The organism is Rothia sp. HMSC065G12 (assembly GCF_001811455.1).
Classification (GTDB): domain Bacteria; phylum Actinomycetota; class Actinomycetes; order Actinomycetales; family Micrococcaceae; genus Rothia; species Rothia dentocariosa.
This window is the reverse complement of sequence record NZ_KV804796.1, coordinates 109613-130997: the sequence shown is the minus strand read 5'-3', so window position 1 is coordinate 130997 and position 21385 is coordinate 109613. Positions and strand designations below refer to the sequence as shown.

Here is a 21385-nt window from a genome sequence, read left to right as displayed (position 1 = left end):
GTAATCTCAAATATTACTGTTTTTGTTTCATATATGAAATAATCTCAGTATGGGATGGCTAGACGTAGAAGTTCTTGCGGGCGAACAGTATGGGCTCATAACCTCGGCACAGGTGGATGTGCGCGGGGTAAGCCGTGCGACTCTGCATCGTAAAGTGCGTCAAGGGTATGTACAGCAGGTGCGGCGAGGTGTGTACGTTTTGTCCTCTGCTCGCTGGGATATCCATCGCGATCTTCGCGCGGCGTGGCTTTCGCTGGACCCCAAAAAGAGTGCGGGGGAGAGACTGTGGGATTCTCCCCAATTTATTGTTGCTTCTGCCTCTGCGGCCGAAGTATATGGGGTAGGCGACTTCTATACACAGCAGTACGAGTTTTATTCACGGGAACGTAAGCAGATCTCTTTCGAGGATATTCATCTGTCGCGTCGCCAAGATATGCCTGCTGAAGCCACTATTGTTGAAGGTCTTCCCTTGGTTCCTCCAACCCGACTGATCTGTGATTTCTTGCGGGAAAGCCGCGACCTTGAGAAGGTTTCACTCGTTCTGCAGGAACTTATTCAGAAAGAGTATGAGGTTCACTGGTCTGATGTTGTGGATGCAGTGCACAAGTACTCTTACAGGGTTTACTCGGCGTCCGCACCTTGGATTATGGGTGAGCTTCTCAAAACCAGGATTGAAACACGTGTTTCTGCGCATCCGGCTTTGGATTCATACCTAGAATCTGGCGAAAAAATTATGCCGGTTGAGGGTCGTGGGCATATTGGTAATCCCGATATCATCTATCCCTCAGATCGAGTTGAAATATCCCGGAAAATTTATAAAAACACGACCATGAAAGAAGAATCTTGGCACGAACATACCTTCAGGCACGCACCTCAGTGAAAGATGGTAAAGGAAGATATTCTGATATTGCACCCGCTCGACGGGACGCGGAATTTAACCGTGCCATTGTATTAGCACGTATATTTGGGGCATCACCACACGGTTGGGTTCTCAAAGGGGGTAATGCGCTTTTATGGCGAGATACGAAAGCCCGTGCTACTAGGGATATTGACCTTTTCAGTACACAATCAACTATCCAGGATGCTCACAAAGCATTACAGGATATTCTTATCCGAAACCCCGCACATATACCGCCTGATGATGTTGTGATGAGGCTACGAGAAAAAGGTAATATCGTCATGCCGGGTGATAAAGCAGGGCGAAAACTTCAAGTTTCCATACTTTCGAAAGCATCAGGAGCTCCGGTATGCTCTCCGATTGATATTGACCTTGTTGTGGGAGATATAACGACAGCCCCTTATGAATCCTATCCAGGAAATGATTTAGCAGAAGTCTTTGATGTTCCTGAAATGCCTAATATTAGCCTATATCCACTGGTAGATCATATTGCAGATAAAGTAACTGCAACTATGCAGGTATATCCAGGGGTAGGACATTGCGGTTCTCGGAGCACACGTATTAAAGATCTTATTGATATTCCAGTACTTGCGCAGCAGTCTCTTGGGATACGTGCGGCAGATCTGTACAAAGCACTGGAAGCTAAAAGGCTAGAAAATAACCTTGACCCATATTGTCAGTGGTTAATTTTCCCTGAGAACTGGAATGATCAGGAATACAGGAAACTTATCGCAAAATCAGTAGATGAACCCCAAATGTTCCCAGAGTCGTATTCTCAAGCTCAAAATTTTGCCCAAAATTTCTTGGATCAGGTGATGAAGGGAGAACTTAAAGAAGAAGTCTGGAATGGGGAAGCATGGGTTTAGGTTAGGTACGTTGCTGCATTTATTACATATATGTAATAAATGCAGCAACGTACTCGGCAGGGGTGATCAAAACACCCCTGGGTGTACTACTCAGCAGGCAGAATCGCTGCAAAAGGCTCTTTCGTCCATATGAAAGAGCCTTTCTTTCGCGGGAAAACGGGGGCAGCGGATTAAAGCCGGGATGAGGCGTAGTCGGCGTACTCCTGCACACGCTTGCGCGCATCCTTGGTCAGCGCCTTATTCTCCTTCAGGATGCGCCCGGCATTCTCCGCCATAAACTCTAAATACTGCTTATCGCGGGTTTTACGCCAAGCCGTGCGTGCCGCATCCAGTTGCGTAAAATCGCGGGAAATCTGCCGCTGCATGGTGTACCGCACCCACATGAGCACCAGCACCACTCCCAGCGGAATCAAGCACAACCAACTATTCCACAGGGCATAAATACCTATAGCCAACGCGGCGAGCGCCAGTTGAATCGGGGCAATAGAAACAATATCGCTGGAACGCTCGCGCTGGTTCTTCACCAAAGACTCACGGGCGGCCTGCCGAAAAGCATCGCCAAAACTCTCGGGATTGCGCTCTTTATTTGTTGAAGACATTCGCCATCTACCCCGCTTTAACAATCTATAGACGTTGTTTTCGCAAAAAGTTTCACGTGAAACGTAGAATCTACGCACCCAACGAAGAGTCAATAAACTCCCACGCATGATCCACCGAAACCTCGGTTCGCGCCTTCACATCATCCGGGGAATAGCTGAACGACGCCGCATGATCCGCCCACTCATGCATGGGTACATCGTTCCAGGAATCCCCAATCGTGTAGGTTTCATACTCAACCGGTTTCAGGTACTCCACAAGCCACGCCAGCCCGGTCGCCTTCGTGCACCGCGGGGGCACAATATCCAGAAAATCCTGATTCTTGTGACAATCCACTGAATCACCGAACTCCTCAAGAATCCAGCGGTAGGTGCGCTCGCGAGCATCGTCTTCAGGAATCCACAGGGGCACGCCCACATAATCTTGGGTATCAATCTCGGACTCTGCCAGCGGCAGGAACTCGGGCAGAATATTAGTCGAAGACCCCACATTATCCGCCAGACGATAGTCATGGGTTAAAGTCGTGGCAAAAAGAGCGACCCCCGGTTCTTCTTTGAACCGTTCATAGCAGGCGCGCACCACTGACACCGGCAGAGTTTGCGCGTGCAGGATGTTGTACTCGGCATCGGTCACAACCGCGCCGGTGTACAACACGTTGTAATCGAAGGTTACGCCGGTTTTATCGAGGGCAAGTTTCGTGGCGAAAATACTTTTCCCCGTCGCACACACCGCAAGATTCCCGGCCTGCTGCCAGCGGTGAATAGCCTGTACATTCGCGGGGTCGATGGTCCGGTCAAAAAGCAGAGTTCCATCCAAGTCGAATGCCATCAGTTTTTTCATGGGATTCCTCAGGTCTGTGCGGTGGCTAAAAATCACGGGATGCGCGCCCGGTACCAGTCTACCGGAGCGCGCATCCCACAGGGTGGCTAAACAGTCACTAGGGCTTACGAGGGAAGTGACAGGAATCCGAGGTAGGAACCTGCAATACCCACGGCAAAGAGACCGAAAATAATCCAAATGGCGTTAACCCTCTTGCGCAGAAGCCACATGCACAGGAAACACAGGGCCAGTGCGGCGAGCCCGGGCAGCAGCTGATCCATCATCGACTGCACGGTGACCTCAACGTTCTTACCGTTTTGTTCGTATTCCGTGAGCTTGAGCGGAATGTTGATGGTCGTCCACCGGTACACGAGCGACCCCATCACGAACAGGCCCATCACCGAGGCGCCCTGCGTAATCTTCTGCAGGGTGTTGCCGCCCGCTTCGCCCACGATTTGGGTACCTTTTTCGTACCCATATTTGAAGCCGTACCAGCGGGTAGCCCACCGAATCGCGGTCATGCCAAAGAAGAAAATCAGCGGTCCCAGAATATTGCCCGCAATAGCGAAGGATGCACCTACCGCCGCCAGCACGATGCGCGCGGTACCCCAGTAAATCGGGTCGCCCACGCCTGCGAGCGGTCCCATCAGACCAACCTTCACGTTGGTAATGGCGGCATCGTCAATACCTTCTTTACCGGCTGCCTTTTCGCGCTCCATAGCGGCAGTCACACCCATAATGGAGGACGCGACCCAGGGTTGGGTGTTGAAGAACTCCAGGTGACGGGTGAGTGCTTCCGCCTGATCTTCCTTCTTGGTGTAGAAACGTTTAATCGCGGGTATCATCGACACCGCAAAACCAATGGCCTGCATACGCTCGAAGTTGAAGGAGCCGAGCAGGAAGGTGGAGCGGATGTAGGTATCAATCTTGTCGCGCCTGGTGAGGTCGGGAACCTCTGCGGTTACTTTTTCTTGAGTGTTCTCAGTCATGATTCGCTCCTACTCAAGCTCGTTATCGAGGTCGTCGGCTGGGCGTGCGGCTGCCGGTGCCGCCTCACTCTTATGGAAGATTGGATTCAGCTGGGTATACAGCAGTCCCAGGCACGCTCCGACAATACCGATCGCGACTAGGTTCAGCTGCGCGGGATCTGCCAGGGTTGCGGCGAGGTTGCCGATAGCATCATGGTTGCCGCCGCTGAGCGTGATTTCCTGGGACGCCGGAATAGCGGCTGCCGCGATGAATCCGAGGAAGAAGAATGGCATGAGGGCGCGGGACTTCATCATGTTAATGACCATGGCGAAACCGACCACCGTAATCATGCCGCCAGCGATACGCAGGCCGTTCGTCACTTCAGCAGGAATAGCCTGCAGCCAGTTCTGCAGGGTTTCGGAGTTAATAAGGGCAACCACGGCGGTTGGGACAGCCACACGCAAACCTTGCAGAACCATACCGCTGATATGCATGAGCTCAATACCCCGGAAATTCGCCGTTTGGGCGAACCGGTCGGCTTGATGCTGGAAGAAGACGGTAATAGTTCGCACGAAAATGGTGAGCACCTGCCCGGCTGCTGCAATCGGAATAGCAACGGCGATGCCCTGCGCTTTATCAAGGTGACCGTGAATGACGACGACCGTTGCGATACATGATGCGAGCGCCGCATCGGGTGCCATCGCCGCGCCGACATTCATCCACCCGAGGGCAATGAGTTCGAGCATGCCGCCCAAGATAATGCCAGTGGTGGGATCTCCGAGGGCGAAACCCATGAGGGTACATGCCACTAGGGGGCGGTGGAACTGGCGTTCGTCCACCACGGATGCGACACCCGCAATGAACGCCACCACGATGACGAGAATAAATGCGAGGGGACTCATGAGTCGAGGCCTTTCTCTTTCAAAATTTTTGCCAGATCGACGGGGTTGTGGTTGGGAAGCTGCTGTACGTACAGCTTGACGCCGCGTTTGAGAAGCTCACGGTATGCGTCGAGGTCTTCTTCGCTCGCGTAGACGGCCTCAGAAAGCTGCGTCATACCGGTTTTGTAGGTTACGCCGCCAACATTGACCTCTGGAATTTCGACGCCTTCGTCTATTAGACGCACCACATCGACCGGGGATTCGAGTACAAACATGGTTTTCATGCCGGTGTACTTGGGGTTGTTGTACACGCGCCCCGCTTTAGCAATATCGAGCACATTGGTTTTGACTCCGGCGGGCGCCACCTGCAGCAGCAGGGTCTTGCGGAGGTTGTCGTGGGCGGCTGCATCCGATGCGGCAATAAAGGTTTGCGGTGCCACGTAAGGAACCCAGGTGCCCGCGACCTGCCCGTGAATAAGACGGGAGTCGATGCGCGTGAAAATAGCATCCATATGCCCGCCTTCAACCTGCTGTTCTGCGGGTATTTCCGGTGCCGCCGGTGTTTTGGCGGGTTTTGCCTCTTGAGAAGGCTTTTCTTCCTGTACCGGTTGGTTGGCTTCTTGGAAGGAGCGAATACCCTTCACGCCCGCCTTATGGGCTTTGGCGACCAGGCTCTTGAGGGTTGCATTTTTGCGACCGGCGCCGCTGATAACTTCGATGAGCATCGGCACGTTGACGCCTGCGACAACATCAATATTTTCGTGTTCTGCCGCGAATCGAGCGCCTGCATTGTAGGGGCTGCCGCCGAAGAGGTCGACGAGAATAAGGGTTTCTTCGGATCCTGTTTCCGCAACGATGCGCGTGTACTCTTCGATCAAATCTTCCGGACCCTGCCCGGGGAGAAATGTCACCGGATACACGTTATCGAGGTTTCCGAGGATCATGCTGGCGGTCTTTAAGAGCGCGGGTGCTGACTCCCCGTGTGCCGCCACGATGATAGTGACCATGATGGTCCTCTCGTTACTACAGAATGTGTGTTGTTTCCGTATTTAAGGGTCTAAGCCCTTTGAGAATATCACGGTCGGTAATGGTTTTAAATATGGAGAAAAATATATGAAAAAATGCTTCTACACGAGAACCGCTCGGCACATAAATATAGTATATGTGACCTAAACTATGTCGTTCTTAAGGACATGGTCTAGAGGGTGGAGAGCGTGAAAGGTTATCAGTCGGACAGGGGGTAAAGAGCTGTTATTTGCTGTATTTTGATACATTAATAGCGTATATTCTTATATTCCAATATAGGAATATATCGAGTTTTGGGAGAGCTTGTCAGGGGGTAAAGTGTATTCTGACTAAAAATGCTTGTGATCGTGAATAAAACATTAAAAATTCTGCGTTATTTACGATCAAGAGAATTTTTATTGTGCGGATGTGATGATTTTAAATTCTAAGAACCCCACATCTCTTGGGCGAGGCGGTCAATATGAATCGTCAAATATGTGAGCTCATCTTGGCGTAACGGCTGATTGAGCTGCATCTCTAATAGGAGAAGAACCTTTTGTGCGCATGCGAAGGCTTGGGGTGCATCCGCCCGAAGTGCCGCCAAAACACCGGGCTGAGTAATATGCCGCCGTTGTTTATTGTTCTCTCGATCGGCGCGCACAAAGAGATAACGCAGATGGGTAATAAATCGCGCCGCCGACATGGAATTTGTGTCTATCGGCTTGCCATACGTTGCTCCGATAACATCAAAAACCTGCGCAAAAACCTCAGTCATGCGGAAGGCTCGCGACATATCGGCCGTCGCAAACTGGGCATTGACGAGATGTAACGCCAAAGGAATAGCTTCCTGCGGATCTAGGGTGAGATGCAAACGCTCATGTACCAGATCAAGTGCCCGGCGCCCGAACTCAACTTCACGCGGATACAGCAGCGTTACCTCTGGTGCGAGAGGATAATCAACCTGCAGTCCTTCGCGAGCGCGCGCAACAGCATAGTGCAGGTGGTCTGCGAAAGGAATGATGAAGGAGTTCGCGATTTTAATATCGGGGGTATTGCGAACCTTCGTTTCAAGTTCGGAGGCAATAGCAAGAATCTCCGGGGGAATCTCGGAGAGCGACCAACTGAGCCGTTCGGCGGAAATATCGTGCTCGGGAATGAACGTCTGCTCGACCTTAGTTGGATCAACCAGATCGCCCTTGCGTTTACCAAAGGCAAGTCCGCGCCCAATAACTACTGCCTCTTGCCCGTAGGAATCACGGGTGAGGGCGACATTATTGTTATAGATGCGGCTGATGCGCATGCATCCCTCCTTCCGTGTGGGCGGTATCGAATGCTTTCTCAAGATTTTACAGCCCCCTTGTGCTGTTTACTGTGAGAAAGCGAATCTATGCGCTCTAGGCTTGCCGCCTTTTACCTCGATAAACATAAAATACGATGCAGTCCTTCTAAAATATGAAGGGTATATTCTGCATTTTATGGAGAGATGCCGATAGAATGAATAAGTCGGTGCTATAAACATCGTGCAATAATCACTGTTGAAAGAGACTTCTATGTATAACCCTCGTCGTCTAGCGATGCCGCTTTCCGCCGCTCTTATTGCGGTGCTCGCCCTGAGCGCCTGCTCCTCCTCGGTGAGCAGTGTGGCACCTTCGTCTTCCGCCGCCAGCTCGTCGAGCGCGAGCGCGTCTGCCTCGGAAACCGCATCACCTAGTGCCTCAGCTTCCAGCAGCACCAGCGCCTCGGCTTCGGCAAGTTCGAGCGCTACCTCAAAAGCCCTGACCGATGATAATAAGGCCGGTAAGCCGCGGCCGACATCATCGTATAGTTCTGTTTCCAGCGGTGCTACCATCCATGAGGATGGCTCCTGGGACTACACCAGTAGTTTGGGAACGATGCATGTCCAAAAAGATGGTACTTGGACTTGGGAAAGCAATAATGGTGATAAGGCTAATCTGAATGCTGACGGCACCTGGGAAAAATATGAAGCGGCCCGAGATGAACGCGTTCACGTAAACCCCGATGGCAGCTGGATTCGAGTACGCGAGAGCGGTGATACGGATCTGATTAAAGGGGCCCAGGGCATGGAGGTTAAAGCCGATGGGTCGTGGCGCAGTGTGGACTCGCACTCTACCCTCTACGGAACTGCCGACGGCAAGGTCTACCAAGAGAAACCAGGCCAAGAGAAGCGTGAGGTTGGGAAGGAACTTACTCCTTCCGTAGTTCCAGTTCCACCTACCCTGTATGCTCCTGGCGGTGTAGGCGGCAACAGCGTTGTTCCTCTCAAACCGCGTACCCCGCTTAAAGCAGGGGAGAAGGCTCAGTAACCTCGAACCTCTCTCGGTAGTACGGTGGCGCATCCAGATTTTACGGCTGGATGCGTCACCCTTTTTGTGTCTAAAACACCTTTCTATCTGGAGCTTTGCTGGAAGAAATATGGGAACGTACTCTATATTCGCTGAGTGTTGGAAGAAAACGTGGGGTGTTAGCGGCATCGGGTCTGTCCAAGAACCGTAGACTGAAACTAAAGGTATTTTTAAACACCGCATCAAAGCACCGCATAGACTACATAGCCGTAAGGAAACTTCCGATGAAGAATGATAATCACACTCGCGTATTTGGTCCCCTATCTGCCGGATGTATTCTCATGCTGGCACTCAGTGCTTGCTCGACCTCTGTACAAGGAATCGGTTCGGAAGATTCTACTCATGGCGGTTCCGGCGCATCCTCTTCAGCTTCTGCAACGTCGCATGAGAAACAGATCGTGGGGCTTACTGACGATAATAAGGCCGGTACATCGCGCCCGCGCTCTGATCAGAAGCCTTTGGATTCAACAAAGAATGTAAAGCTCAAGGACGACGGTTCATGGACTGTCGAAGAAGACAATAATGGACGCACGGAATCGGTTTCGGTTAACGCCGATGGCACATTCCAGGTGAAGAATAAAAATTCGGAAGATTCTACGGAAGAATTTACCCTCAACGCCGATGGGTCCTGGGAGAAAATCGAAAAAAGTTCTTCCAGCGAACAAAAAACTCACGTTAATGCTGACGGCACGTGGACCATTGAGAAAAAATATGGGAGTGAGGGTTCCCCAGAAAAAGTTGAGATGCGTTCCGACGGCAGCTGGGAATCTACCGAAAGGACGAACGCGGTTATAACGGGAAAACCCGACGGTACGGCAATCAAAAAGAACACGAAGTTGGGGGAGGAAAAACCTCTTACCCCGCTAGAGTGGAAGATGGTCACGACCCCGAAAGACCATGATGAAGGCTCGATCGCCGATACCTATAACCTTGATAAGATCGTCCCTGAAAACGGTGTTATTCCGCTCAAGCCTCGTAAGTCTCTGCCCTTGGGAATACCCGTTAAAGAGGCTGTTCCTGGAACCGATGAGTATAAGCATGCTACCGCCGAACTTGAGGGCATACTCCTGACAGATGAGAACAAAGCGGGCAAGCCCCGTCCACGTTCAGAGAGGAAAATCGATGATGATGCTATCGTCAGCCCGAATGGGGCATGGACTTGGCAGAGTAAAGGTTCAGCCATACGTGTTTCTGAAGACGGTACGTGGGATCAGAAGGACTCCGCAGAAACTGGCCGTGAAGGAAGTTCGCAGTTGTTCGCGGATGGTTCTTGGGAATCTAAAATGAAAATGGGCGATGGAGAAAACTTTGTTCACGTGAACCCCGACGGCAGTTGGACTTCAAAGGATTCCTTCCGAACGGTAGAGGTGAAAGCGGACGGGACGTGGCGCACCCAAACTGAATACGACACCAAGTACAGCACCTCAGACGGTAAAGTCTTTCGGGAGAGTTCGGGTCGGAAGACCGAGCTCCCTTCGGGAGAACATGAAGTGAGCCATATTCAAGTTCCCCATGAACCGAGCCTCTCCTATTTAGAGGACGGCCCCGGCGGCGGAGGCGTTATTCCACTGAAACCGCGTAAGCCTCTTCAACCTGGTCAGCAAGCCGTGTCTTAAGGAAATTTTCGATGAAAATCACTAAGTTCACCCGCATCGTCGTTCCTCTTTCCACCGGATGCGCCCTCATGCTCGCGCTCAGCGCCTGTATGACTGTGGAACGATCTCAGCCGAGTAAATCTGAGGGATCTTCCCCTGTCTCCTCTATATCTTCCTCTGCATCATCTTCTGCCTCACCCGAGTCTTCTTCCGCTTCCCCCACGACAAACCCAGCAGAGGAGAAACAGAAGAATGAAGAACAGAGTCATGAGAAACAGATTGTGGGTCTTACTGACGATAATAAGGCTGGTAAACCCCGCCCGCGCGCTGAACAGAAGCCTCAGAGCTCGTTAGGAAAGAATGTAAAGCTCAAGGACGACGGTTCGTGGACTGTTGAAGAAGGCAGCGGCCAGGATAAATTATCAGTTGTAGTTAATGTCGATGGTACATTCCATGTGAAGCGTGGAACGGGGTCTGACATATATCACGAAATGACGATTAACGCAGATGGATCTTGGGAGAGGATTGAAAAAGTTTCTTCTTCACAGACGAAAACTCGCGTTAATGCTGACGGTACGTGGAGTGTCGAGCGTAAGAGCGATTCATCTTCCCCAGACAATGTTGAGGCACATGCCGATGGTACGTGGAAGTCTAGCGGATACTCGAATAATAAGGTCATCACGGGAAACCCTGACGGTACAGCCGTGGAAAAGAATACAGAAACCGGGGAGGAAAAATCTATCACACGTGGGGCGCAGAGTGGGGTTACAACTCCTAGGGAATACATGAATAGTATGTACGATATGGGGTTATATATTCCTCAAAATGGTGTTATTCCCCTGAAACCGCGTACGGCTCTGCCTTTGGGAATGCCTGTTAAAGAGGCTGTTCCTGGAACCGATGAGTATAAGCATGCTACCGCTGAACTTGAGGGCATACTCCTGACGGATGAGAATAAAGCGGGCAAGCCCCGACCACGTTCAGAAAAAGACCCCTTCTTCGGTATGGCTAAGGTCAATCCGGATGGTTCGTGGAGCTGGGAATCGCGCGATGGTGACACGACAATACATGTTGCAGCAGACGGCACGTGGACGCAGAAAGATTCTGATAACTCCGGTAATTATGATAAAACTACTGTGTTGTATGCTGACGGCTCATGGGAAATCAAAAATAATACACGCAGCGACGGGGAAGATATTATTCACGTAAACCCTGACGGAAGTTGGCAGAGAAAAGACCGGGACCGAACAGAAGAAGTAAAATCTGATGGCACGTGGCGCACTCAGAGCACCTATGAAACTGTATATAGCACCCCGGACGGCAAAGTATATCGGGAATCTACGGTAAGTAGGGAATCGTCATCGCGTAAGAGCGAGGTATCTTCGGTAGATAAAGAACGGTATATTTACGTTCCTCCTCAACCAGATTTACTGATTGGTGGAGGTGATGGTCCCGGTGGGAGAGGGGTCATTCCGCTGACCCCGCGTCAGCCTCTGCAGCCCGGTCAGCAGGCTGTGTCTTAACGGAAATTATTTGTGAAGAAGGTAGAGGGTGGCGCATCCAGATTGTATGGCTGGATGCGTCACCCTTTTGCACACATCATCAAGGGCTCGGAGTTAAATAATATTTGCCTGAAGGTTAAATAATGATTCTGTACCCTTCCAAAAATTCCCCGGAATATAGGGGTAAAAATGGGTGCTGGGTTAAATAATGGTTTGCGGGCTGTTAAATAATGCAGTCCTTGTCGGTAGTATAGAAGGTATGGAGCCTATTCGTATTCCCCACATCAGTTTTACCTCTGATCTAGCTTCGACCATTATTGAGCTTGAACGAATTCGAACCACTTTGCAGGGGCAGGATCAAACGGACCTGCCACTCTACAGCGACCTGCAAAAGCTTTTTCAAAATCTCTCCAATATTATGTCGGCGCGCATCGAAGGAAATCGCACCACGATGCTGGATGCGCTCCAAGGTGTGCGCGATGGACAGAGCTTTGATGACGGTGTGCGTGAAATCCTCAATCTTGAAAAAGCCAGTGCTTATATTGACGACGTTGTGACTGAAGATTTTGTCTTGACGGAAATGTTTATTCGAGAACTTCACGCGCTCGCAGTCGATGGGCTAGAGCGGGAAGGTGATGCTACCCCTGGAAGTTATCGAAGTTCCGAGGTGCGCATCGCGCAGTCTACGCACCAGCCGCCCGGACCGGAATCCGTACCCGCTGATATGCGCCAGCTTGTTGAGTTTATGAACAAACCCATGAGCCCGCAGTATCACCTGCTGCAGGTTGCTATTAGTCATCACAGGTTCGTGTGGATTCATCCTTTCGGGAATGGAAACGGTCGTGTCTCACGGCTCATCACCTATGCGATGCTCGTTAAGCTTGGCTTTACCGCAACACATGGGTATCGAGCGTTGAACCCAACCGTTGTTTTTGGGTCTGATCGTCACGCCTACTATCGGCATTTGGAGACCGCCGATTCGTTACGCGATGATGATCTTGAATCATGGTGCTTATATGTTTTGCGGGGAATCGAATCCGATGTAAAGAATATTCTTGAATTATCGTCTACCGGTTTTGTATTGAATGAGCTTTACGGCCCGGTACTCGAAAAAGCTTATCAGAATGCTGTTCTGACAAGTCGTGATGTTGCGGTGCTTCTTCGTATTGCTGAGATGGGCCGGGCTCATGCTAAAGATGTTGAAGACCTTGTGCCTGGGTCTGCAGCGGTTCGCAGTAAATACCTGAAGAAACTAGTCGATCGTGATTTGTTGTATCGGCCCGAGGGGACTCGTCAATACAGTGTACGGGTGCAGGGAAACGATCTGACGATCTATGTGGTGAGGCAACTTGATGAACTCGGGATGCTTCCGCAGATTTTACGTGATGGTATGTAAGATCCTCCGGTAACAGAGTAAATACTGTGTGACCTTGGGTTAAATAATGATTCTATGCCCTTCCATGAAATCCCCGAAATTTAGGGGCAAAAACGGGTATTGGGTTAAATAATGGTTTGCGGGCTGTTAAATAATGAGCGCTAGAAAGTATTCGTAGAAGGGTACCTACGTTTGGTTCCTATGACCGGCAGAAGCGTGTCTTCGGTGGGGAAGATCTGAGACAGGGTATATTTGATCCTGTAACTTCCCTCATAGTCACCGATAAGGACTTTTAATGCGTAGACTTTCTGTATTTTCTTTGGGCACTGCTCTGGTTTTTGCCCTGGGTGCGTGTTCATCAGGAACCGCATCTTCATCCAATAATTCCTCGACCCAAAGCTCGCATGCTGCGGCATCATCCTCCGGCTCGAACGCATCGTCTGCTGGGCAGCAGATTGAAGTATCTGAACTTTTGGAGCACCCAGAAAAGGCGCGGGGTCTTGATTTTATGCGGGACGTTAAGTTTCCAATCACCTGCCCGAGCCACGAATCCGGCAAAAACCTGGATCTTGAAGAACTCAAGAAAAAGGGTATCAGCGAAAAAGAGATAGCGCTGACTGACGATAACAAAGCAGGTAAGCCCCGCCCCAGATCCACCGAATCTGTGGACAGCAAAGATAAGAAATGGACCACTATCAACGAATCCGATGGGTCATGGATCTACGATAAGCGCGGCGATGAACATGGGGAAGTCAAAGCTGATGGAACCTGGACCATGAAAACAAAGAGCCACAGCGCAGAACTGCATGCTGACGGTTCCTGGCAGGAAATCACCGAAGCTAATTACGGGTATGGAACCCGACAAGAAACATACGTTAACGCGGACGGCACCTATCGGTATATTAAAGACCGGGAAGTAAAAGTCATGACCTGCTCTAACGGCTCATGGATTGAAATATTTCCCCAAGAGATACGGGTGGGAGACCGGGATAAAGAAATACTCACCGAGATCACTGATCGAGGAGAGATTCGGGATGAAGATTTCTCGGATGCCCAAACAGCCACGCCATCCCGCGTTAACGGATATGGCTCTCCCGGCGGCGGTGGTGTTGTGCCGCTTCAGCCTCGTACAGTAGTACCAAGCGGTATTCGCCTCTAAATAATTCCTCATAATGTGGGTGACGTGGACTAATGCGCGTCACCCACTTTTGTGGACATCCTTGTACTGGCGGGTTAGGAATACTGTGTGCAGGCTGTGTGCGGGGCATGTATATTTTATGTTCTGCTCGAAAAGTAGCCGCTAAACCTACACAGGCGTTTAAATACCGCTACCCTTAACACTATGAGCAGCAAAGCAACCGAAATCGCTAAAAACCTGCCGACCCTTGAACATCCGGACGGCAGCCCCATTCGTGCCCTAGTGGTCGATGATGAGGAGATGCTCAAAGAACTCGTCAGTATGGGCCTGAAGATGATCGGGTGGGAGGTGCAGTCGGCTGGTGATGGACCCGCAGCCTTAGCTATTGCCCGCGATTGGCGCCCCGATGTGCTGGTGCTTGATATTATGATGCCCGGTTTCGACGGTCTGGAACTGTTGGACCGCATCCGGAAGTTTTACCCCGAAGTGCCTTGCCTCTTCTTGACCGCGAAAGATTCGGTGGATAACCGCATCGAAGGGCTTGCCGCCGGTGCCGACGACTATGTGACCAAGCCGTTTTCGATGGAAGAGGTTATGATTCGCCTGCACCGACTGGTGCAGCGTTCGGGTGTTGCCGCTATTGACGATGCCGAACTCGTTGTGGGGGATTTGGTGCTCAACCAAGATACTCGCGAAGTTACACGTGGCGGTGAACCTATCGCTCTCACGGCAACCCAATTCGACCTGTTGCGTTATCTGATGGAGAATGCGAAGCGCGTGGTCTCTAAAAGCCAGATTTTGGATAATGTCTGGAATTACGATTTTGGTGGTCAGGCGAATATTGTGGAACTTTATATTTCGTATCTGCGGAAGAAAATTGATGTGGGTCGTGAACCTATGATCCATACGGTACGCGGTGCTGGCTATGTAATTCGACCGGCAGTTTAAGCCCCTGATTGTGTAAAGTGCCTAGTCAAGGTGTATATATTCTTATATTCCGATTTAGTAATATATCCTGGAAGGGGTGAAGTCTGTGACCATTGTGGAAGCTCCCAGTGTTCCCGAGACACAGCCCCCACAGGGTAGTCGAAAAAAACGGGATAAAACCGCCATACGCCCAATGCCGCATCTGCGCAGGCGACTTATTCTTATTCTCGTTTCGGCTCTAGGAATCGCCTGTTTTATCACCAGCGTTTCAACCTATGCCACGCTACAGAACTCTTTGCGATCACAAATCGGCAGTACCCTCAAAGAAACTGCGAATCGCGCCGCCAATCCCAATAATTCTCCCAGCGGCCACGGTTTTGAATGCCTCGATAAATCTAATCCGAAAAACCCTCTCTATACGCCGGGTCAGGGTGCCGGAACCATTAACCTTTGTGTTGATCATCAGGGTGGTTACAAATTCTCGGGGTATTTGAGTGCTGACGGGAGTATCAAGGAGCTCAGCGATAAAGACCGCGAGACTCTTAACTCTCTTCGGAACACCGTAAATCAAGAGAGTCAGCTTACCGAAGTGAACCTTGACGTTGGTAAATACATGGTGAAGGTTTCTTCACCGGGGCCTTCTTCGGACGCGCTTATCACCGGTGTGCCGCTGGGGGCAATGTATCAGACCCTTACCATGCTCTCTATCACAATGGGTATTGGCTCGGTTGCTGTGATGATCGGTACCGGGTTTTTGGGTTCGTTCGTAATTCGCAGAACGATGAAGTCCCTAGAGCGTGTCTCCGGTGTGGCGACTGAGGTGGCGCGCCTCAATCTGGAATCTGACACTATTGCTCCCGAAGTGCGTGTGACCCCCAAGGATGCGAATCCCCGCACCGAAGTGGGGTCTGTGGGGTATGCGCTCAATCAGCTTCTTGATAACGTGAGTTCGGCTCTTGACGTGCGTGAACGTACCGAAAAGCAGATACGTGCCTTCATTGCGGATGCATCCCACGAGTTGCGTACCCCGCTGGCCGCCATTAAGGGCTACTCCGATATGCTGCGGTGGACGGAACCTCTCGCCGATGGTGGGCAGTCCTCGCTTGCACGCATCGATTCGCAGACTGAACGAATGTCGCGTCTTGTGGAAGATCTGCTGTTGCTGGCGCGCTTGGACGAAGGGCGTGAACCGAAGTTTGAGAACATCGACTTAACCGAGCTGCTTGTCGAGAGTGTTTCGGATATGCAGGCGGCGGCGCGCGACCATATCTGGCGCATGGATGTGCCGGATGAGCCGGTTGAGATGATCGCGGACCGCTCGCAGATTCAGCAGGTTATTTTGAATCTGCTTTCTAATGCGCGCAAACATACGGACGAGGGTACGACCGTTATTGCCGGGCTGCGGGTATCTGCGGATCGGCGTGAAGCGCTTATGACCATTGTGGATAACGGTCCCGGAATTGACCCAGAGTTTGCGCCCAAGATTTTTGACCGATTCGCGCGGGCAGACAAGGCGCGTTCGGGCTCTGACGGGACGACCGGCCTCGGGTTGGCAATCGTGCAGGCGATCGTGCAGGCACACGGCGGGCTGATTTCTGTGCGAAGCCGCCCCGGACGAACCGAATTTTCGGTACGTCTTCCGCTTATGCGGCAGGGGGTTTCGGTCTCATAGACCGCTTGGCTCGGGGCTTTCTGGCGAGCAGAGACTTTTCAAACAATATGCACTCAGTGCAAAAATATGTCTGAGCTCACACAAAAAATAGTTGCACTTGGTGCAATATTGCACTTAGTGTAATAACTGTGTGTATTGCCCAAAAGATTGTAGATAAACGCTCCGCGCGTAAAGCCGAGAACCGCATCGCCATTATGGATGCGGCAGAAAAACTCGTGCTCGCAGGCGGCCTTAAAGCGCTCACGGCGGATGCGCTTGCCAAAGAATCCGGTGTATCCAGGCGCACCATTTTCAATCATTTTTCCTCGGTAGAAGCCGCCGTCGTTGAACGCCTGAACGATTACCTACGCCGTATTTTTGAAGTCATCCCCGACTTTTGCACCCCCAGAGGAGCGCATCCCGAGCGGGATATGCTCAACGGCGTGCGTGCAGCATTCACCACCGAACGCCTTGCCGAGCACGTAGAACCCCACGCTCGGCTGCTGTTCGCCCTTCACGACTACGCTCTCGATAATAAGTTCAATGAGTACAGCTCAACCTCCTATTTGAACTCCATTGAGATGGTCATTGACAAGCTATGGCAGGAGCGGCAGGACATACCGCGGATGCGCATCGCAATCTTCGGGAACCTCATTGCTTCCGCTATCTGCGAGGGAATCGCGACCTCCTTCTACGACGCCGAAGGTAACCCACAGCCGCCCGAAAATGCCGAAAAAATGCGGGAAAACATAGAACACTGCCTCGACTACGTCGAAGAGCTAATCGACGGCAAATACACATAGGCGCGGTAAATACGCACACCATACTCAACCGATACAGAGACATTTGAGGAGAACCATAGTGGCTAAGTGGCTATATTCCATAGGTAGCTTTGCCGCACGCAGGGCGTGGGCGGTTATTGCTATCTGGGTGCTTGTTATTGCCGGTGTTGCCGGTAGCTATAGCGCATTCCACGGGCAGCTGAAGACCACCTTCACGATGCCCGGAACCGAAACCCAGCGTCTTACCGACGAACTCTCTGCTCGGTATCCCGATGCTAACCGCGGTAACGGGCAGATTGTTGTAAAGACAGATAACGGATCCGCAATCACCGAGGAACAGAAACAGGCCTTCATAACCACGCTGAACAGCCTCAAGGATGAGAACTCGGCTGTTGACGCCGTCAGCGATCCTTTTGCCACCGAACAGCAGATAGCCGACGGTAAAAAACAGCTTGACGAGAGCAAACCTCAGCTAGATGCCGCACCGCAGCGCATCGAGGACGGCAAGAAACAGCTCGAAGAAGCCGGTAAGCAGCTTAAAGACGGTAAAGAGCAGCTGGATGCTGCACAAAAACAACTCGACGAAGCCCGCGAACAAGCCAAAGCGGCTGGCGCTCTAGAGTCTATGCGCGAACAGCTCGGCTCCCAACAGGGGCAGTTGGACGAGCAACGCGCCAAGTTGGAAGAGTCTCAGAAAGAATATGACGCTAAGTCTGCTGAACTTGCCGATGCTGAGAAAAAACTCCCCGAACAACAGTCGGAATACGCCCGCAAATCTGCGCTTTTGGAGCTGACAAGCGACTATCGAACGGTCTCTGAAGATAACTCGACCGCAATCGCCGGGGTTTTCTTCAAGACAAAGAGTGCAGAAACCCCTCAGGCTGATAAAGAAAAGCTCATGGAACACTTCAAGAGTGCCGATCTGAAGGGTTTGAAGGTCTATTTTGACCAGAATATCGCCGAATCTCCCAATGTGGGTATGGGTATTGGCGAGGTTATCGGTATTGTGGTGGCACTCATTACGCTTATCGTTATGCTCGGTACTCTTATTGCCGCCGGGCTGCCTATCATCATGGCGCTTGTGGGCGTGGTGATAGGTATTCTGGGAACCCTGTCGTTCTCATCCCTTATCGATATGAGCTCAACCACCTATATGCTGGGCATGATGCTTGGTCTTGCGGTGGGCATCGACTATTCACTGTTCATTCTCAACAGGCACCGGTCTAACCTGATGGACGGTATGCCGCTGCGAAAATCTATCGCGGTCGCTAACGGCACCAGCGGTAACGCGGTTCTGTTCGCCGGAACAACTGTGATTATCGCCCTGCTTGCCCTGAACGTGACAGGTATTCCCTTCCTGGGATACATGGGCGACGCTGCGGCATTGTGCGTCTTCGTGGCCGTGTTGATTTCGGTAACCCTGACCCCCGCGATGCTTTCGCTGATCGGCCGTAAGGTCATGTCGAAGAAAACGTGGGCATCTATCGATACTCCCGAGAAGATCGCAGCGCATCACGCCGAGCAGGAAAAACGTGAGGCTACCCCGCACGGTTGGCTGAAAATTGTGCTCGCCAAACCTGTGGTGACCATCCTGCTCTGCGTGGTGGCGTTGGGTGCTATTGCCATTCCGATGGGTCAGATGCGCATGGGTCTTCCCTCGGCAGAAAGCTCGCAGGTGGAAAGCACCGAGTACCAGGCCTACCAAATTGTTAAAGACAAGTTTGGTGAAGGCATGAGCGGTCCTGTGGTTGCAGTGGCACACACCCCTGCAGGCATGAGCGATGCGCAGGCCGAGCAGGCACAGCTCGATATCGCCCATGCGGTTGAGGCGAAAGACCCCGACAACGTAAAAACCGTAGTTCCCATCGGACAAACTGATGATCACACCCTGCAGATTTTCCAGGTTATCCCCAAACACGGGCCTAGCTCGGTTGAAACCGTGAACCTGGTTGAGAAGCTGCGGCAGGTTGATGTTAACGTGCAGGGTACCGATGTGCGCCTGGGCGTGACCGGTCTGACCGGCGGCAATATCGACGTCTCCAATACGCTGGCGCAGAAACTGCCACTGTATTTGGCGGTCGTCATGGGTCTGTCGTTTATCGTGCTGATTCTGGTGTTCCGTTCAATTCTGGTGCCGCTGGTTGCTTCGGTCGGGTTCCTCTTCTCGATTTTGGCCAGCTTTGGTGCCGTGGTTGCGGTCTACCAGATGGGCTTCATGGGTACCATCTTCGGGGTGCACGATCCCGGTCCGATCCTGGCGTTCCTGCCCACCCTGATGATTGGTATTCTCTTCGGCCTGGCGATGGACTATCAGGTGTTCCTGGTCTCCGGCATGCGCGAAGCATATGTGCACGGTAAGGATGCGAAAACCGCCGTCGTCGCCGGGTACAACCATGCGGTGCGTGTGGTGGTTGCCGCGATGATCATCATGATCTCGGTGTTCGGCGGGTTTATCTTCGCCGAATCCGCAATGATTCGCCCCATCGGCTTCGGATTGGCTTTCGGCGTGTTGGTTGATGCCTTCGTGGTTCGCATGACTATCACCCCCGCAGTTTTGACCCTGCTGGGTGATAAAGCATGGTGGATGCCGAAGTGGCTCGATAAGCTCGTTCCGAATATGGATGTGGAAGGCGCAACCCTTCTGGAAGAGCTGGAACACAAAGACTTGGATAAATCCGACGGCGGTGATGAGGGGCCTAGCGAATCTGAAGCATCCGATGATTCCGAGCAGAAAGAAACCGAAGCACAGGAACCTGCGGCAGTACAGGAATCTGCGGCGAAAAAAGTGGCCGAGGTTGAGATTCCCTGGGCGAAGAAGAAAACTGAATAACCGCTAATACCGTATACCGCGCGAGCAGGTCGTATTGTGCCGAGCAGGTAGGAAAATCCTATCTTGTCGGAGCAAAAAAGACCTGCTCGCGCTTTTTAGGTAATGAGCGGCAGGCTAAAACACGTTTATTAACGTCTTGGTACCTTCGTGGTCTAAGGTGAAAGTAGGGGATCGCAGCGAGAACACGAGTTCTCACCCCGAGCGCATCGAAGGGGCGCACCGCACGATGGCAGAAAGACGAACGCTCGCCGCATACTTGAACCGCATACCCGCGCCGCTGTTGGTTTTCTTAGGAGGAGGCATAGGCGCCTTCTGCCGCATCCACACACCCGGTGGCGTGCTTGCTGCGAACCTGATCGGATCCTTCACCCTGGGGCTTCTGACCGCGCTGTGGGCATCGCGCGCCCGTATGCACGGCGAAGATGCGGTGCGCCCGTTCCGCTTCCTATTCGGTGCCGGAATGATGGGCGGGTACACCACCTACTCGTCCATCGCGGCGGTGACCTCGCAGGCGGTATTTATTCATTACACGGTGCACGGGTGGTATGTTCTGCTCAGCCTTGCCGTACTCTTTATCGGCGGTTTAGCGGCCGCAGCATTAGGCCTTTTCATGGGCGGAAAAATCGCCGCCCGCTGGGAGGCACGCCATGCCAGCGCTCAAGAGGACTCATCATGTTCTCACTAACGGTCTTTCTGCTCGGCGGTTTAGGGGCAATGACCCGGTATTTTCTCGACGTCAAAATGTCGCCCCGGCTGCGCACCGAACGCTCCATCATCAGCCCCGTATTCGTGATTAACCTGGTGGGGTCATTCCTCTACGGGCTGCTGATTATGCCGGTCGCTAACCCGAATGCGCTCGATATTCACTACGGCGCCTCCGGGTCCGTCATCTTCTGGTGCACCGCCGTCACCACCGGTCTGCTCGGCGGGTTCACCACCTTCTCCACCGCGATGGTCGAAGCGCTGACGGCACGCCGCGAAGGCAAACGGGCCAAGTTCCTGATGCTCTGGCTCGTGCAGGTTATCGGGGCGGTTCTCGCGGCGCTCGCGGGCACGCTCTGCTTCGTCCTGCTGCTGGGGGACGACATAGCCCCCATCATCCCCATCGATATTTTCTTCTAACCCGGCTAGGTAGGGTCTACAGGGTGCATCCGTGTGGGGTGCAGCACAGGTGAGGGGCGCATTCG

19 protein-coding genes are annotated in these 21385 nt (G+C 52.2%); 13 read left to right on the top strand and 6 right to left on the bottom strand.

Annotation, left to right across the window (positions count from 1 at the left end; all coding sequences use genetic code 11):
* Positions 1 to 49 precede the first annotated feature (49 nt).
* Positions 50 to 880 (top strand): type IV toxin-antitoxin system AbiEi family antitoxin domain-containing protein, encoded by an 831-nt coding sequence (locus HMPREF2804_RS01285; RefSeq protein WP_048751399.1) that lies wholly within the window; start codon positions 50 to 52, stop codon positions 878 to 880.
* Entirely contained in the window at positions 877 to 1764 is an 888-nt protein-coding gene (locus HMPREF2804_RS01280; RefSeq protein WP_168164896.1) for a nucleotidyl transferase AbiEii/AbiGii toxin family protein, read from the top strand. The genes HMPREF2804_RS01285 and HMPREF2804_RS01280 overlap by 4 nt, the downstream gene beginning before the upstream one ends.
* Positions 1765 to 1934: 170 nt before the next feature.
* On the opposite strand, the gene HMPREF2804_RS01275 is transcribed toward HMPREF2804_RS01280, so the two are convergent.
* The 6 genes from HMPREF2804_RS01275 to HMPREF2804_RS01250 form a co-directional block, all read right to left on the bottom strand.
* Positions 1935 to 2363, bottom strand: a complete 429-nt coding sequence (locus HMPREF2804_RS01275) for a hypothetical protein (RefSeq protein WP_048755411.1) — start codon at positions 2361 to 2363, stop codon at positions 1935 to 1937.
* A gap of 70 nt (positions 2364 to 2433) precedes the next feature.
* Positions 2434 to 3201, bottom strand: coding sequence for an HAD family hydrolase (locus HMPREF2804_RS01270; protein ID WP_048755410.1), 768 nt, complete (start codon positions 3199 to 3201; stop codon positions 2434 to 2436).
* Between the two features lie 104 nt (positions 3202 to 3305).
* Positions 3306 to 4169, bottom strand: a complete 864-nt coding sequence (locus HMPREF2804_RS01265; RefSeq protein WP_004005902.1) for a PTS system mannose/fructose/sorbose family transporter subunit IID — start codon at positions 4167 to 4169, stop codon at positions 3306 to 3308.
* Between the two features lie 9 nt (positions 4170 to 4178).
* Positions 4179 to 5051, bottom strand: coding sequence for a PTS mannose/fructose/sorbose transporter subunit IIC (locus HMPREF2804_RS01260; RefSeq protein WP_070449374.1), 873 nt, complete (start codon positions 5049 to 5051; stop codon positions 4179 to 4181).
* Entirely contained in the window at positions 5048 to 6037 is a 990-nt protein-coding gene (locus HMPREF2804_RS01255) for a mannose/fructose/sorbose PTS transporter subunit IIA (protein WP_070449371.1), read from the bottom strand. The genes HMPREF2804_RS01260 and HMPREF2804_RS01255 overlap by 4 nt, the downstream gene beginning before the upstream one ends.
* Positions 6038 to 6480: 443 nt before the next feature.
* Positions 6481 to 7335 (bottom strand): PRD domain-containing protein, encoded by an 855-nt coding sequence (locus HMPREF2804_RS01250; RefSeq protein ID WP_070626964.1) that lies wholly within the window; start codon positions 7333 to 7335, stop codon positions 6481 to 6483.
* Positions 7336 to 7585: 250 nt separating this feature from the next.
* Here HMPREF2804_RS01250 and HMPREF2804_RS01245 point away from each other — a divergent pair, with 250 nt between their 5' ends.
* The 11 genes from HMPREF2804_RS01245 (at position 7586) to HMPREF2804_RS01195 (ending at position 21320) form a co-directional block, all read left to right on the top strand.
* Positions 7586 to 8359 carry a hypothetical protein gene (locus HMPREF2804_RS01245; protein ID WP_048779314.1) on the top strand — a complete coding sequence of 258 codons (774 nt, stop codon included), beginning with the start codon at positions 7586 to 7588 and terminating at the stop codon, positions 8357 to 8359.
* A gap of 263 nt (positions 8360 to 8622) precedes the next feature.
* Positions 8623 to 10014 (top strand): hypothetical protein, encoded by a 1392-nt coding sequence (locus tag HMPREF2804_RS01240; protein ID WP_048755406.1) that lies wholly within the window; start codon positions 8623 to 8625, stop codon positions 10012 to 10014.
* Positions 10015 to 10025: 11 nt separating this feature from the next.
* Positions 10026 to 11516 (top strand): hypothetical protein, encoded by a 1491-nt coding sequence (locus HMPREF2804_RS01235; protein ID WP_070626963.1) that lies wholly within the window; start codon positions 10026 to 10028, stop codon positions 11514 to 11516.
* Positions 11517 to 11754: 238 nt separating this feature from the next.
* A complete protein-coding gene (locus HMPREF2804_RS01230) occupies positions 11755 to 12891 on the top strand; it encodes a Fic family protein (RefSeq protein WP_048751193.1) in 1137 nt (378 codons plus the stop codon).
* A 274-nt stretch (positions 12892 to 13165) separates the two neighbouring features.
* Positions 13166 to 14029 (top strand): hypothetical protein, encoded by an 864-nt coding sequence (locus tag HMPREF2804_RS01225; RefSeq protein ID WP_048755404.1) that lies wholly within the window; start codon positions 13166 to 13168, stop codon positions 14027 to 14029.
* A gap of 183 nt (positions 14030 to 14212) precedes the next feature.
* Positions 14213 to 14956 carry a response regulator transcription factor gene (locus HMPREF2804_RS01220; RefSeq protein WP_004005894.1) on the top strand — a complete coding sequence of 248 codons (744 nt, stop codon included), beginning with the start codon at positions 14213 to 14215 and terminating at the stop codon, positions 14954 to 14956.
* An 85-nt stretch (positions 14957 to 15041) separates the two neighbouring features.
* Positions 15042 to 16607: a sensor histidine kinase gene (locus tag HMPREF2804_RS01215; RefSeq protein ID WP_070626962.1), complete on the top strand. Its 1566-nt coding sequence runs from the start codon at positions 15042 to 15044 to the stop codon at positions 16605 to 16607.
* Between the two features lie 128 nt (positions 16608 to 16735).
* Entirely contained in the window at positions 16736 to 17389 is a 654-nt protein-coding gene (locus HMPREF2804_RS01210) for a TetR/AcrR family transcriptional regulator (protein ID WP_048755403.1), read from the top strand.
* 58 nt (positions 17390 to 17447) lie between these two features.
* A complete protein-coding gene (locus HMPREF2804_RS01205; RefSeq protein WP_239664809.1) occupies positions 17448 to 20198 on the top strand; it encodes an MMPL family transporter in 2751 nt (916 codons plus the stop codon).
* Between the two features lie 226 nt (positions 20199 to 20424).
* The gene (locus HMPREF2804_RS01200) at positions 20425 to 20883 is read left to right on the top strand and encodes a fluoride efflux transporter FluC (RefSeq protein WP_048755456.1); all 459 of its coding nucleotides are present in this window, start codon (positions 20425 to 20427) and stop codon (positions 20881 to 20883) included.
* A complete protein-coding gene (locus HMPREF2804_RS01195) occupies positions 20871 to 21320 on the top strand; it encodes a fluoride efflux transporter FluC (protein WP_239664808.1) in 450 nt (149 codons plus the stop codon). Before HMPREF2804_RS01200 ends, HMPREF2804_RS01195 begins: the two co-directional genes overlap by 13 nt.
* Positions 21321 to 21385 lie beyond the last annotated feature (65 nt).